The 13,916-nt window shown below is 68.6% G+C and carries 14 protein-coding genes; all 14 read left to right on the top strand.

Annotation, left to right across the window (positions count from 1 at the left end; all coding sequences use genetic code 11):
- The first annotated feature begins 10 nt into the window (after positions 1-10).
- The 14 genes from EBE87_RS18485 (at position 11) to EBE87_RS18420 (ending at position 13,590) form a co-directional block, all read left to right on the top strand.
- Entirely contained in the window at positions 11-895 is an 885-nt protein-coding gene (locus EBE87_RS18485) for a branched-chain amino acid ABC transporter permease (RefSeq protein ID WP_120639652.1), read from the top strand.
- Positions 892-1,908 carry a branched-chain amino acid ABC transporter permease gene (locus tag EBE87_RS18480; RefSeq protein ID WP_122140099.1) on the top strand — a complete coding sequence of 339 codons (1,017 nt, stop codon included), beginning with the start codon at positions 892-894 and terminating at the stop codon, positions 1,906-1,908. The genes EBE87_RS18485 and EBE87_RS18480 overlap by 4 nt, the downstream gene beginning before the upstream one ends.
- Positions 1,905-2,657, top strand: a complete 753-nt coding sequence (locus EBE87_RS18475) for an ABC transporter ATP-binding protein (protein WP_120636549.1) — start codon at positions 1,905-1,907, stop codon at positions 2,655-2,657. The genes EBE87_RS18480 and EBE87_RS18475 overlap by 4 nt, the downstream gene beginning before the upstream one ends.
- Positions 2,641-3,375 carry an ABC transporter ATP-binding protein gene (locus EBE87_RS18470; RefSeq protein WP_120636550.1) on the top strand — a complete coding sequence of 245 codons (735 nt, stop codon included), beginning with the start codon at positions 2,641-2,643 and terminating at the stop codon, positions 3,373-3,375. Before EBE87_RS18475 ends, EBE87_RS18470 begins: the two co-directional genes overlap by 17 nt.
- Entirely contained in the window at positions 3,372-4,640 is a 1,269-nt protein-coding gene (locus EBE87_RS18465; RefSeq protein WP_120636551.1) for an ABC transporter substrate-binding protein, read from the top strand. The genes EBE87_RS18470 and EBE87_RS18465 overlap by 4 nt, the downstream gene beginning before the upstream one ends.
- Before the next feature lie 18 nt (positions 4,641-4,658).
- On the top strand, positions 4,659-5,450 hold the full coding sequence (locus EBE87_RS18460; RefSeq protein ID WP_120636552.1) for an NAD-dependent epimerase/dehydratase family protein: 792 nt from the start codon (positions 4,659-4,661) through the stop codon (positions 5,448-5,450).
- Complete coding sequence (locus EBE87_RS29050) at positions 5,447-5,776, top strand: hypothetical protein (RefSeq protein ID WP_120636553.1); 330 nt, start codon at positions 5,447-5,449, stop codon at positions 5,774-5,776. Before EBE87_RS18460 ends, EBE87_RS29050 begins: the two co-directional genes overlap by 4 nt.
- A gap of 71 nt (positions 5,777-5,847) precedes the next feature.
- Positions 5,848-6,885, top strand: coding sequence for a zinc-dependent alcohol dehydrogenase (locus tag EBE87_RS18450; RefSeq protein WP_120636554.1), 1,038 nt, complete (start codon positions 5,848-5,850; stop codon positions 6,883-6,885).
- 15 nt (positions 6,886-6,900) lie between these two features.
- Entirely contained in the window at positions 6,901-7,659 is a 759-nt protein-coding gene (locus EBE87_RS18445) for an SDR family oxidoreductase (RefSeq protein ID WP_120636555.1), read from the top strand.
- Between the two features lie 29 nt (positions 7,660-7,688).
- Positions 7,689-9,401, top strand: coding sequence for a thiamine pyrophosphate-binding protein (locus tag EBE87_RS18440; RefSeq protein WP_120636556.1), 1,713 nt, complete (start codon positions 7,689-7,691; stop codon positions 9,399-9,401).
- Positions 9,402-9,689: 288 nt separating this feature from the next.
- A complete protein-coding gene (locus EBE87_RS18435; protein WP_120636557.1) occupies positions 9,690-10,634 on the top strand; it encodes a Bug family tripartite tricarboxylate transporter substrate binding protein in 945 nt (314 codons plus the stop codon).
- 16 nt (positions 10,635-10,650) lie between these two features.
- Positions 10,651-11,595 (top strand): Bug family tripartite tricarboxylate transporter substrate binding protein, encoded by a 945-nt coding sequence (locus tag EBE87_RS18430; RefSeq protein WP_158600789.1) that lies wholly within the window; start codon positions 10,651-10,653, stop codon positions 11,593-11,595.
- On the top strand, positions 11,595-12,077 hold the full coding sequence (locus EBE87_RS18425; protein ID WP_120636559.1) for a tripartite tricarboxylate transporter TctB family protein: 483 nt from the start codon (positions 11,595-11,597) through the stop codon (positions 12,075-12,077). Before EBE87_RS18430 ends, EBE87_RS18425 begins: the two co-directional genes overlap by 1 nt.
- Before the next feature lie 10 nt (positions 12,078-12,087).
- On the top strand, positions 12,088-13,590 hold the full coding sequence (locus EBE87_RS18420; RefSeq protein WP_120636560.1) for a tripartite tricarboxylate transporter permease: 1,503 nt from the start codon (positions 12,088-12,090) through the stop codon (positions 13,588-13,590).
- Positions 13,591-13,916 lie beyond the last annotated feature (326 nt).

The raw sequence follows: 13,916 nt of genomic DNA, 5'->3' as shown, positions 1-13,916 counted from the left end.
GAACCCCGCCATGCAGGTCCTGTTGCAGCTCCTCATCTCCGGCGTGCTGCTGGGGGCGGTCTATGCGCTCGGCGCGCTGGGGCTGAACCTGATCTTCGGCGTCGCGAAGGTGGTGAACTTCGCCCATGGCGAGTTCCTGATGCTCGGCATGTTCGCCGGCTATTGGCTGATGACGCTGACGGGCATCAACCCTTACTACGGCGCGCCGCTGATCGGTGTCGCCTTCTTCCTGCTCGGGCTGTTGTTCTACGGCGGGCTGATGCGCTTCACCATCTACAAGCCGGAGCTGACGCAGGTCTTTGCAACGCTCGGCCTCGGCATCCTGCTGCAGAACCTGGCGCTGATGGCATGGTCGGCCGACTACCGCACCGTGCAGGTCATGCCGCCGGGGTTTGAATCCATCAACTTCCTCGGCGTCTTCGTGCCCACCAACCGGCTGGTCGCCGCCGGCTATGCGGCGGTGATCCTCGGCGCCGTCATCGTCTTTCTCAAGACCACCTTCACCGGCCGCGCCATCGAGGCGGTGTCGCAGGACCTGATGGCGGCGCGGCTGATGGGCGTGAACCCGAACCGCATCTTCCTGATCACCTTCGGCCTGGGCATCGCACTGACCGGCGTGGCCGGCGCGGTGCTGGTGCCCTCCTTCTACGCCTTTCCCTCCGTCGGCTCCTTCTTCGTGCTGGTCTCCTTCGTGGTGGTGGTGCTGGGCGGGCTGGGCAGCGTGGCGGGCACAGCGCTGGGCGGGTTGGTGCTGGGCATCGTGGAAACCGGCACCGGCTACCTCGCGCCGGACCTGAAGGAAGCCACGCATTTCGTGCTGCTGATCCTGCTGCTGGCGCTGCGCCCGCACGGCCTGCTGGGCGTCAAGGGCGCCGAGAAGGAGACGTTGAAATGAGGGCGCATGGCTACCTCGCCACCGGCCGGCGCGACCTGCCCGGCCTGGCGCTGACGCTGCTCGTCGCCGTCGCGCTGCCGCTGCTGGTGCGGGACGAATACTACGCCAACGTGCTGGTGCTGATCCTGATCTATGCCGGGCTGGCATCCTCCTGGAACCTGATCGGCGGCGTCGCCGGGCAGTTCTCGCTGGGGCATTCGGCCTTCTTCGGCATCGGCGCCTACAGCTCCACCATCCTCTACAACTATCTCGGCGTCTCGCCCTGGCTGGGGCTGCTGGTGGGCGGGGTGATCAGCGTCGCCCTGGCCGCGCTGATCTCCTTTCCCGTGTTCCGCATGCGCGGCGTGTTCTTCGCCATGGCAACGCTGGCAGTCAGCGAGACCATCCGCATCCTGGTGATCTACGCCCGCAAGTTCGTGCCGCTGCCCTACAGCATCAGCATCAACTACGAACCCGGCTTCTGGCGCATGATCTTCGAGGACCGTTCCTCCTATGCCCTGCTGGCGGGCTGCTACTTCCTCGTCTGCGCCGCCGTGACCTTCGTGCTCACGCGCAGCTACACCGGCTACTACCTGCGCGCCATCCGCGACAACGAGGACGCGGCCGATGCCTCCGGCATCCATATCCGCCGCTACAAGCTGCTGGCCTTCGTGGTCAGCGCCTTCCTGACCGCTGCCGGCGGCACGCTGATGGCGCAGTACATCCTCTATATCGAGCCTGGCACGGTGTTCAGCATGGAACTCTCCGTGGACCTGCCGCTGATGAGCATCCTGGGTGGCATCGGCACCGTGCTCGGCCCCTTTGTCGGGGCGCTGATCCTGATCCCGCTGCGGGAACTGCTGGTTGAGCATCTCGGCGGCACGCTGCCGGGCGCGCATCTCGTGCTCTACGGCCTGCTGCTGATCCTGATCGTCATCCTGCTGCCCAACGGGCTGCTGGGCGGCCTGGCGCGCCTCGGCGCCCGGCTGCGCGGCCGCCGGCCGGCGGCGCGGCCGGAGGTGCGGAAGGCATGAGCCTGCTGGAAGTCACCGGCGCCACCAAGCGCTTCGGCGGGCTGGTCGCTGTCAACGCGGTGGACCTGCGCGTGGAGGCCGGGGGGATCGTCGGGCTGATCGGCCCCAACGGCGCCGGCAAGACCACGCTGTTCAACCTGATCGCCGGCGCCTTCGCTCCCGATGCGGGCGATGTGGTGTTCGACGGCCGCTCCATCGCCGGCCTGCATGCCGCCACGATCTGCGAGCGCGGGCTGGCGCGCACCTTTCAGATCCCGCAGCCCTTCGGCTCCATGACGGTGCTGGAAACCATCACCACCGCGGCGCTGCTGCACGGCCGCCACATCGGCCGCGCCGAGCAGGCCGCGCGCCTCGCCGCCGAGCGCGTGGGCTTGCAGGGGCGGGAGGATGTGCTGACCGGCTCCCTCACCAACGCACAGAAGAAGCGGCTGGAGGTCGGGCGTGCGCTGGGCACCATGCCGCGCCTGCTGCTGCTGGACGAGGTGATGGCCGGGCTGAACGCCGCCGAGGTCAGCCGCATGCTGGACGTGATCCGCCGCCTGCGCGGTGAGGGCGTCACGGTGCTGTTGGTGGAGCACAACATGGAAGCCGTCATGGCCGTCACGGACCGCCTGGTGGTGCTCGACAGCGGCCGCAAGATCGCCGACGGCCCGCCGCTGGAGGTGGTGGAGGACCCGCAGGTGATCCGCGCCTACCTGGGCGAGGACGATGCCGCCGAGCTGGAGGACAGCGATGCTGAGCGTCCGTAACCTGCATGCCGGCTACGGCGACACCGAGGTGCTGCAAGGCATCGACCTGGACGTGAACCAGGGCGAGGTGGTCGCCATCATCGGTGCCAATGGCGTCGGCAAGACCACGCTGCTGCGCACGATCTCCGGCCTGCTGGCGCCGACGGCGGGCAGCGTCACCTTCAAGGGCCAGCCCATCGGCGGCATGGCCGCCCATGCGGTGGTGGAGCATGGCGTGGTGATGGTGCCGGAAGGCCGCCGGCTGTTCCAGCGCATGAGCGTGCGGCGCAACCTGGAGGTCGGCGCCTATGTCGGCCGCGCCCGCCCGCGCATGGCCGAGAGCCTGCGCGAGGTCTACGACATCTTCCCGATCCTGCAGGAACGCGGCGCGCAGCTTGCCGGCACATTGTCCGGCGGCCAGCAGCAGATGTGCGCCATCGGCCGCGGGCTGATGGCGCTGCCGGAACTGCTGATGCTGGACGAGGTCTCGCTGGGCCTGGCGCCGATCGCGGTGAAGCGGGTCTACGAGGCCGTGCGAGCCATCCGCGACCGCGGCATCACGCTGGTGATCGTGGAACAGAATGTCAGCCAGGCGCTGCGCGTGGCCGACCGCGCCTACGTGATCGGCGGCGGCCGGGTGGTGCTGAGCGGGACGGGACGTGAACTGAGCAACAACAACGATGTCAGGCGGGCCTATCTGGGCCTCGGCCTGCACGAGCACGGGGAAACGATACCATGAACATCACCCGGCGTGGCCTGGGCGGCTTAGTGGGTGTGGGGCTCGCGGCCCCCGCCATCCGCACGGCGCGGGCGGCTGACGTGGCCAAGATCGGCGTGCTGCTGCCGCTCTCCGGCCCGCTCGCATCGCTTGGCAATGACGTGATGCGCGGCATGCAGCTGGCGCGTAGCTTTGCGAACGCGCAGGGCGGCGTCTTCGGGCAGCCGGTGGAATTCGCGCAGGTGGACGTGCCCGGCTCCACCGAGGCAACGTCACAGGCGCAGCGGCTGATCTCCAGCGAGCGCGTCAAGGTCATCGTCGGTTCCTACGCCAGCGCCATCTCCTTCGCCGCCAGCCAGGTGGCCGAGCGCAACCGCGTCGTCTACTTCGAGCAGGGCGCGGTGGCCGACGACATCACCGCGCGCGGCTTCAAGTACCTCTTCCGCTTCATCTACCCGTCCAGTGAGCTGGGCCGGAAATGCGCGGAATACGTGACAGAGAAGGTGATCTCGGGCTGTGGCCTGGAACTCGGTAGCGCCAAGATCGCCATCCTGGCCGAGAATTCCAACAACGGCACCGCTGTCGCGGCCGGCGCCAAGGCCTGGTTCGACGGGAAGAAGGCCAATCTGGTCGATGTCACCAGCTACGACTTCAAGACCAACGACCTCTCCTCGGTGGTGCAGCGGCACAAGTCGCTGGGCGTCGACATCGTGGTGGCGGAATCCTACACGCCCGATGCCATCCTCTACTGGCGCCAGGCCCGCGAGGCCGGCCTGAAGCTGAAGGCGATGATCGGCAACGGCGGCGGCCACAATGTCGGCGAGTTCGCCGAGGCGATGGGCGACGATGTCAATGGCATCCTGAACACCGGCACTTCCGTCTACATCAACCCGGAGGCCCTGACGCCGGAGACGGCGACCCTGTTCCGCCGCTTCCACGACGAATACCCGAAGATGTTCGACGGCCGGAAGCCCTCCGCGCATTCAGGCATGGGCTTCAACGCCATGCATACCCTGCTGACCGAGATTCTGCCCGCCGCCGGCAGCATGGATACCGAGAAGATCCGCCAGGCCGCGCTGGCCATGGACAAGCCGGTCGGCACCTCCATCGTCGGCTGGGGGCTGAAGTTCGACCCGAAGACGCAGAACAATACGCGCGCCTTCCCGACCTACGACCAGTGGCAGGACCGGCAGATCCGCTCCATTGGCCCGGACAGGTTCGGCATCGCCGAGAAGGTGACCATGCCGCTGCCCGACTGGGGCCAGCGCGCCAATGTCGGCAAGTAGTCGCGCGAGAACGGCGCCATGAGCAGCCAACGCGTGGTGCTGGTCGCCGGCGCGCTGGGCGTGGTGGGGCGCGCCGCGCTGGCGCATTTCCAGGAGCGCGGCGACAGCCGCGTCATCGGCCTCTCCCGCCGCGCGCCGGATTTCCCGACCTCGGCGCAGTGGCTGCGTGTCGACCTCACCGATGCGGCGGCGACGGCGGAAGCGCTGCGCGCCGTGCCGGACGTGACGCACCTGGTCTACACCGCGCTCTACGAGGAGCCGGAGCTGGTTTCCGGCTGGACCGGCGACCGCCAGATCCGCATCAACCTGGAGATGCTGCAGAACCTGGTGGAGCCGCTGCAGCGTCACGCTCCCGGCCTGCGGCACGTGACGCTGCTGCAGGGCACGAAGGCCTATGGCATCCACCATGGGCCCTTCCCCATCCCGGCGAAGGAGAGCGACCCGCGCTTCATCGCGCCCAACTTCTACTACGACCAGGAGGACTGGCTGCGGGCGCAGGCGGCGACGGCGGAGTGGGACATCACGGTGCTGCGCCCGCAACTGGTCTGCGGCCACGCCATCGGCAACCCGATGAACGCCGTGGCGGCCTGGGTGTCTATGCCTGCATCACGCGGGAGCTTGGCCTGCCGCTGCGCTTCCCGGGCGGGGAGCCCTGCATCCAGCAGGCGGTGGATGCAGGGCTGCTGGCCTGCGCCATCGCCTGGGCCGGCGAGGAACCGCGTTGCCGTGGCGAGATCTACAACATCACCAATGGCGATGAATTCACCTGGCCCAGGCTGTGGGGTGCCTTCGCCGATGCTTTCGGCATGACGCTGGGCGCGGCGCATCCGCATGCGCTGGCGGCGGTGATGCCGGGGCGGCGCGCGGTGTGGGAGGCGATGGTGCGCCGCCACGGCCTGCGCCCCCATGCCTACGAGGAAGTTGTCCGTTCCTGGGAGTTCCTCGACTTCACGCTGCGCCATGGCGAAACGCGGCCGCGCCATTCGATCATGTCCACGGTCAAGGCGCGCCAGCACGGCTTCGGGGATTGCACCGACTCCGAGGCGATGTTCCGCCGCCAGTTCCGCGAATTGCAGGCGGAGCGGATCCTGCCGCCCAATCCCGCCTTGCCGGCGACCGGTGCCGGCGTGGCCTGACCGGCGGCACTGAAGGACTGCACAGACAACGAATCTGCCGGTCCCGTCGGGTACCGGCCAGGAGAGCACCGATGCTTGCTGTTCAGAAAACCTCGCCGGCCTTCGGCCTCGATCTTGTCGAGGCGGCCGAGCCGCAGCCGGGACCGGGCGAGGTGCTGGTGGAAGTCGATGCCGTGGGCATCTGTGGCAGTGACGTGCATGTCTACGAATGGACGGCCGGCTACGACTGGATGCGGGAGAGGATGCCGCTGACCATCGGCCATGAATTCGCCGGCCGCGTCGTGAAGGCGGCGCCGGATGTCACGACGCTGAAGCCGGGCCAGCGTGTCACGGTGTGGCCCTCCATCGCCTGCGGCCATTGCCGCGCCTGCGCCGCCGGCCGGCCGGAAGCCTGCGAGAACCGCACCACCATCGGCCTGACCCGCCACGGCGCCTTCGCGCGTCATGTGACGGCCCCTGCCAGCCAGTGCTTCGCGCTGCCGGAGGGGCTGGACATGGAACTGGCGGCGATGACCGAGCCGCTCTGCGTCGGGGCCCGGGCCGTTGAGGTTGGGGAGGTGGCGCTGGGGCAGACGGTGGTGGTGCTGGGCGCCGGGATGATCGGCCTGTCCATCGCGCTGATGGCGCGCATGGCCGGCGCCTCGATCGTGATCGTCGCCGGCCTGAACGACGAGGTCCGGCTGGAAACGGCGCGGCGGCTCGGCTTCCAGCACACGGTGGACCTGGCGCAGGAGACGCTGGACCAGGCGGTGCAGCGCATTGCCGGCGGCCCGGTGGACCGGGTGTTCGAGGCCACCGGCGCGCCCTCCAGCATCACGGATGGGCTGCGTGTGTTGCGGCGCGGCGGCGTGCTGGTGGTAGGCGGCATCCACGCCCGCCCGGTGGAGATCAACCTGACCGACCTGGTGCGCAACAAGCACCAGCTCCGGGGCACGCATGGCTCGGCCCGCACCACCTGGGACACCGTGCTGCGCCTGCTGGCGCAGTCGGGCGAGAGCTTCCGGCCACTGATCTCCCATCGCATCGCGCTGGAGAAGACGGTGGAAGGCTTCGAGCTGAGCCGCAGCAAGGCGGCCGTCAAGGTCATGGTGCTGCCGGGCCTGACATAGGGAAGGACACGAAGAATGGCGGAACGGAAGCGCGTGGCGTTGGTGACCGGGGCCGCGCGCGGCATCGGCTACGGCATTGCCGGGCGGCTGGCGCGGGACGGCGCGCATGTGGTGATCACCGACGTGCTGGACAGCGTGGCCGGCAGCGCGGCGGCGCTGCGGGCGGAGGGCGGCTCGGTTGAAGGCATCGCCGGCGACGTGTCGGACGAGGCCTGGGTCGCGGCGCTCGCGCGGCAGATGGAGGAGCGCCATGGCGGCGTGGACATCCTGGTCAACAATGCCGGCATCTCCCCCAAGCGCGACGGCGGCAAGATCCTGGTGCGCGACACCACCTGGGCCGAATGGCAGCAGGTGATAGCCATCAACCTCGGCGGCGCCTTCCTGATGTGCCGCGCCTTCGTGCCGGGGATGCAGGCGCGGGGCTGGGGGAGGGTGGTCACCATCTCCTCCCAGGCGGCGCGCACGCGGGCGGATATCGCGGGCGCCGCCTATGCCGCCTCCAAGGCAGGGCTGGTGGCCTTCTCCCGCGTGCTGGCCTCGGAAGCGGGGCGGCAGGGCGTGACGGTGAACTGCATCGCCCCCGGACGCATCGAGAGCCCGATGCAGGCCGTGGCGGGAGAGGAAGCCACGCGAGAATACGTCACGCGCATTCCGGTCGGCCGCATCGGCACCGCGGCGGATATCGCGGCCACCGTGGCCTTCCTGGCGTCCGAGGAGGCCGGCTTCATCACCGGCGCCACGCTCGACGTCAACGGCGGCTTCTTCATGGGCTGACGGCCCCAACAATCCGAGGAACACCCAGAATGCCCACGCCCCGCCTGCTGCAGGAGGAGGTCACGACGTCGGATGCCATCACGCTGGTGCTGGAACAGGCCGGCATCGACATGGTCTTCGGCATCTCCGGCGGCCATACCGGCCATGTCTTCACCGCACTGTCGAAGCGGCAGAACAGCATCCGCACCGTGCTGGTGCGCGAGGAATCCCTCGCCGGCGTCATGGCGGAAGTCTATGGCCGGCTGACCGGCCGGCCCGGTGTCATCCTGGGGCAGGGCCCCTGGGTGCTGGGCAACGGGCTTATCGGCACCATCGAGGCGCTGCTGTCCAGCTCCCCCATGCTGCTGCTGACCGACCTCAGCGATACGCCGGAATTCTCCACCCATGCGCCCTACCAGTCCGGCACGGGCGAGTACGGCAACTGGGATGCGCGGCGCAGCTATGGCGGCGTCACCAAGGCGGTCTATCCCGCGCTGCAGCCGGCCGGCGCCGTGCAGGCGACGCAGCTGGCCATCAAGCATGCGCTGGCCGGGCAACGGGGACCTGTGGCGGTGCTCTACAGCATCGCGGCCCTGGCGGGGCGTGTCGGGCCGGACAGCGTGCCACGGCTCTACGAGACGCAGCCCTACATCCCTGGCCCGCTGCCGCCCGAGCAGCCCGACCGCATCCAGGCTGCCGCACAGGCGCTGGCGGCCGCCAGGCGCCCGGTGCTGGTGGCAGGCAACGGCGTGCGCATCGGGCAGGCCTTCGGCCCGCTCCAGGCCCTGGCGGAGGCTGCGGGGCTGCCGGTAGTGACGACGCCGTCCGGCAAGGGCGCCATTGCCGAGACGCATCCACTGGCGCTGGGCGTCTTTGGCACCTTCGGCACGCCGGCCGCCAATGCCTGCGTGGCCGAGGCGGATCTCGTGCTGATCGTCGGCTCCAAGATGACGGCCTCCGACACCGCGCGGGAGAACCCGGCGCTCCTGAACCCGGAGCGGCAGGTGCTGATCCAGATCGACGTGGAGCCGCGCAACCTGTCCTGGACCTTCCCGGTCGACCACCCGCTACTTGGCGAGGCGGGCGTTGTGCTGAGCCAACTTCGCGATGCCTGCCCAGGCGGGAGCCGGCTGGAGGAGGGCCCCGCCCGCGTCGAGGCGCATCGGGCGGCACATGGCTTTTTCGACCATCCGGCCTCCCGCGCGTCCGGGTCGCCGGTGATGCCGCAGCGGATCATCGCCGAGTTGCAGCGCGCCCTGCCGCCGGATGGGATGGTGACCTGCGATGCGGGCGAGAACCGCATCTTCATGACGCATTTCTTTCAGACCCGGCAGGCCGGCAGCTTCCTGCAGGCCGCCGGCGCCGGGCCCATGGGCTTCGCCATCCCGGCCGCGCTGGCCGTGAAGCTAATTCATCCGGAGCGCGCGGTGGTGGCCGTCTGCGGCGATGGCGGTTTCGCCATGACCATGAACGGGCTGATGACGGCGCTGGAAAACGACCTTCCCATCGTGGTGCTGGTCTTCAACAATCATGCCCTGGGCTGGTCCAAGCATTCGCGCGGACCCTTCGCGACCGAGTTCCACGATTTCGACCATGCCGCCATGGCGGCCGCGATGGGCTGCCACGGCATCCGCGTGCGCGATGCGGAGGAGCTGGCGCCGGCACTCACGGAAGCCTTCGCCTGCCGGAAGCCCGTGGTGGTGGATGTTCACACCTCTCTTGAGGTGGCCTTCAGCGATCTTGTGACACCACTGGCGCGCTAGAGCCGCGGCTACAGCCTGCACGGGATGATCAAGGTTGACAGTCGGTTACTGATCAGACCTGATGCAGGCAAAAAGAATGACAACAAAGATGAGGGAACGAGACCATGGAAGAAACGCCTTCTGCGCCGCCGCACACGCATGACACCATGGATCATGGTGCTACGCCCGGCGGCATGAAGCCTTTGCCGCGTCCCTGAGCGCGGGCACCGCTCCAACCAACACAACAAGCAAGGTCGGGGGCGGCAGCCTGATGCCGGGAACCCGACCAGAAAGCCTTGGTGAGGAACCATGAGAAGACGCCAAGCTATTCTGGCGGCCGGCAGTGCATTGCTGGCGCCGTCCCTGGCACATGCGGCCTGGCCGGAACGCGAAGTCACGATCCTGGTCGCCTATGGCGCCGGTGGCTCGACCGATGTCTGCACCCGCGCCGTGGCTTCGGAGGCCGAGAAGATCCTTGGTGTGCCTGTGCAGATCGTGAATCGCACGGGCGGGCAGGGCACCAGCGCACCCGCGCAGGTCACCACCGGCCGGCCCGATGGCTATACACTGGCCACCGCCGGCATGGCCGCGCTGGCCATCATGCCCCATGTGATGGACCTGTCCTACACGCTCGATGACTTCACCTACCTGCCGGGCTATGCGCGCTACCTGTACGGAATCGCCGTGCCTGCGGACAGTCCGTTCCAGAATGTGCGGCAGTTGATCGATGCCGCGAAGGCACGCCGCATCACCTTCGCCGCGGCCGGCGCGCCACAGAATATCGGCATGTTCGAGCTGAATGCGAAGCTCGGCACGCGCTTCGGCTTCGTGCCCTTTCCCGGTGGCGCGGAAGCGGTGACGGCCGCCATCGGCAAGCATGTCGATTTCGTGGTGCAGAACCCGCCGGAGATGCTGCCCGCTCTGCAATCTGGCCGGCTGCGCCTCCTCGCCTCGGCCAGCGATGTGCGGTGGAAGGAATATCCCGATACCCCGACCCTGCGTGAGGAGGGTGTCGACCTCGCGGTGGACAGCGTGCTCGGGCTGGTGGGGCCGAAAGGCATTCCGGCGGAGCGGGCGGAACTGCTCTCGCGCGTGTTCCTGGAGGCCGCGCGGAAGCCCATTGTGGCCGAGACGCTGAATCGCTTCGGCATGATCCCGGCGCCCGTTCCGGCGCCTGATTTCGAGCGCATGCAACGCACCGCCTTCGCCGAGTTCGGCCCGCATCTCCGTGCGGCCGGCCTGGCCAAGCGCTGAACCCGGAATGCCTGTCATGAAACGACGCCAGCTCATCCTCGGCACCACCACCCTGCTCGCCGCGCCGGCCCTGGCCCAGCCGCGCTGGCCCGACCGCGAGGTCAGCGTGCTGGTGCCCTTCGGCGCCGGTGGCTCCACCGATGTCTCGGTCCGCGCGGTTTGCGCGGAGGCCGAGAAGATCCTCGGCGTACCCATGCAGATCGTGAACCGCACCGGCGGGCAGGGCACCTCGGCGCCGACGCAGGTGGCGCAGGCCCGCCCCGATGGCCACACCATCGGCAGCGCCGCGATGTCCGGCCTGGCGATCGCGCCGCATATGTTCGAGGTGAGCTACAACCTCGACAGCTTCTCCTACCTGTCCGGCACGGCACGCTTCCTCTACGGCATCGCCGTGCGGGCGGAGAGCCCCTATGGCAGCGTGCAGGACCTGATCAACGCAGCCAAGGCGCGGCGCATCACCTTCAGCGCCACGGGCCCGCCGAACAACCTGGGCCTGTTCGAATTGAACCGGAAGGCCGGCACGCGCTTCGGCTTCGTGCCTTTCCAGTCGGGCGCAGAGGCGGTCACGGCGGCCATCGGTGGCCATGTGGATGCCACCTCGCAGACGCCGCCCGAGATGATCCCTGCCATCCAGTCCGGCCGGCTGCGCCTGCTGGCCTCGGCCAGCCCGACGCGGTGGAAGGAATTCCCGGACGTGCCGACGCTGCGCGAGGCGGGCTATGACGTGATGATCGAGAGCCTGCTGGGCTTCGTGGCGCCCAAGGGCGTGCCGGCGGAACGGCTGGCGGTGCTGGGCGACGCCATCCAGCGCGCCGCGGCCACGCCGGCGGTGGAGGAAGCGCTGGGCCGCTTCGGTATGGTTCCGGCCATCCTTTCCGCCACCGAGTTCGAGGGTGCCATCCGCTCCGGCTTCACAAGCTATGGGGACCAGCTCCGCGAGGCCGGGCTGGCACGGCGTTGATGCGGGGACATGTCCGTGCCGTGGGCATCGCGGCGCTGGTCTTCGCGGCGCTCGCTGGCTGGGAAGCCTCCCGCTTGCAGGCCTGGTCTCCCTTCGACGGGCCAGGCCCCGGCCTCGTGCCTCAGGTCCTCGCCGTGCTGATCGCAGTGGCGGCCCTTGGCGTCATGGCGGCGCCAGGGGATGGCGCGCTGGAGGGCGGCGATGCCTCGCCCCTGCGCTCCCGCTGCTTCCTGGCCTATGGCGCCGCCATGCTGGGCGTGGCGCTGGCGCTGCCATACGCGGGCTTCATCGTGACCGGCTTCGCCGCCACCCTGCTCGTGCTGCGGGTGGGGGAGGGCCGCTCCTGGGCACGTTCGGCCGGTTGGGCGGTCATTCTCGTGGTGGCGGTGACGCTGCTCTTTGGCACGGCACTCGGCGTGCCGTTTCCTGACGGGCCGGCAGAGCGGATGCTCGCCCCGCTCAGACTGATCCGCATCGGCTGAGGAGGCTGGCATGATCGACGGACTGATGCAGGGCTTCGCGGTTCTGCTGACCTTCCAGAACCTCAGCCTTTGCCTGCTGGGCGCCGTGCTGGGCACCTTGGTCGGTGTGCTCCCCGGCCTCGGGCCGGCCACCACGATCGCGCTGCTGCTGCCCATCAGCCTCAAGCTGGACCCCACCGGTGCCATCATCCTGCTGGCCGGCATCTATTACGGCGTGGCCTATGGCGGCACGATCACCTCGGTATTGATGCGCATCCCGGGCGAGGCCTCCTCGGTCGTGACCTGCATCGACGGCTATGCCATGGCCAAGAACGGGCGCGCGGGCGCGGCGCTCGGCATCGCGGCCATCGGCAGCTTCATCGCCGGCACGGTCGGCGTGCTGGGCGTGATGCTGCTTTCCCCCCCGCTGGCCGAGATCGTCATCGCCTTCGGGCCCTGGGAATACGCGGCGCTGATGCTGGCGGGCCTGTCCATGATCGCCTTCTTCGCGGCTTCCGGTGTCGCCAGGGCGGCGCTGATGGCGCTCATCGGGCTGTTCCTGGGCTCGGTGGGGCTGGACCCCATGGCCGGCACCCCGCGCTTCACCTTCGGCGTGCCGGCGCTGGTGGACGGCATCAACATCGCGCCCCTCGCGCTCGGGCTGTTCGGCCTCTCGGAACTGCTGTTCCTGGCGTTGAGCGGCGACGGGAAGCCCGAGATCCTGCGCGCGCCCTCCGGCATGCTTGGCTTCATGCCCAACCGGCAGGAATGGAAGCGGAGCGCCGGACCCATCGCGCGCGGCTCCGTGCTGGGCTTCCTTGTCGGGCTGCTGCCGGGCGGCGGCGCGGTGCTGGCTTCCTTTCTCTCCTACGCGGTCGAGAAGCGGCTCACCAAATACCCGCATGAGTTCGGGAAGGGCGCGATCGAGGGTGTCGCAGGGCCGGAAAGCGCCAACAACAGCGGCACCGCAGGCGCATTCATTCCGCTTCTGACCCTTGGTATTCCGTCCAACGCCGTGACGGCCCTGCTGCTTGGCGCGCTGCTGGTGCATGGTGTGCAGCCCGGCCCCATGATCCTGGAGCGCCAACCCGAACTCTACTGGGGCGTCATTGCCTCGATGTATCTGGGCAACTTCATCCTGGTCGTGCTCAACCTGCCTTTCGTCGGGTTGTTCGTGCGTGCGCTGGAGGTGCCACGGCGTTTCATGGCCACGAGCATCCTGCTGATCTGCGTCATTGGCACCTGGAGCACAGGCCTGAACCACTTCGATGTCCTGCTCGCCGCCATCTTCGGCATTGTCGGCTTTCTTCTCCGCCGGGCTGGCTTCGATCTCGGGCCGCTGATCCTTGCTTATGTGTTGGGGCCGACGCTGGAGCGATCCCTTCGCCAGGCCTTGCTCATCTCGGATGGCGACCTGATGGACGTGGTGAATCATCCGATCGCGCTCGGGTTTCTGATCGTCGCGGCCCTCGTGCTGCTGAGCGCGGTGACAATGCGGAAGCGGCCGGCGGTGGTGCAGGATGGCGGCTCGTAGAAGGCAGCATCAGGTTCGGCTGCGGCCTGGATGCAGGTGCTGCCGGACGGCGCTGTCCAGGATCATCCCGAAAGAGAGGTCGATCCTAAAGAAGGCACTCGGCTCCGGTAAGACGCCTTCGATCCGGTCTGCAATATAGGACAGAAGTCTGTCCTGTTTGTAGAACATTATCGTTGCGCGGGTCTCCTATGGGTGCTTATCGTGGCATCCGTTGCACGATGCGCAGCGATGGCGCGACGGACGCTGCTTCGGCTTTCGCAGAAGCCTGGCAGCCTGTTTTGCCATGGCCGCAAGCGGGAAAGGCTGGTCGGCTGCGACACAGATGC

Source organism: Teichococcus wenyumeiae, assembly GCF_003696345.1.
Taxonomy (GTDB): Bacteria; Pseudomonadota; Alphaproteobacteria; order Acetobacterales; family Acetobacteraceae; genus Pseudoroseomonas; species Pseudoroseomonas wenyumeiae.
This window is presented reverse-complemented; position numbering and strand designations above follow the sequence as displayed.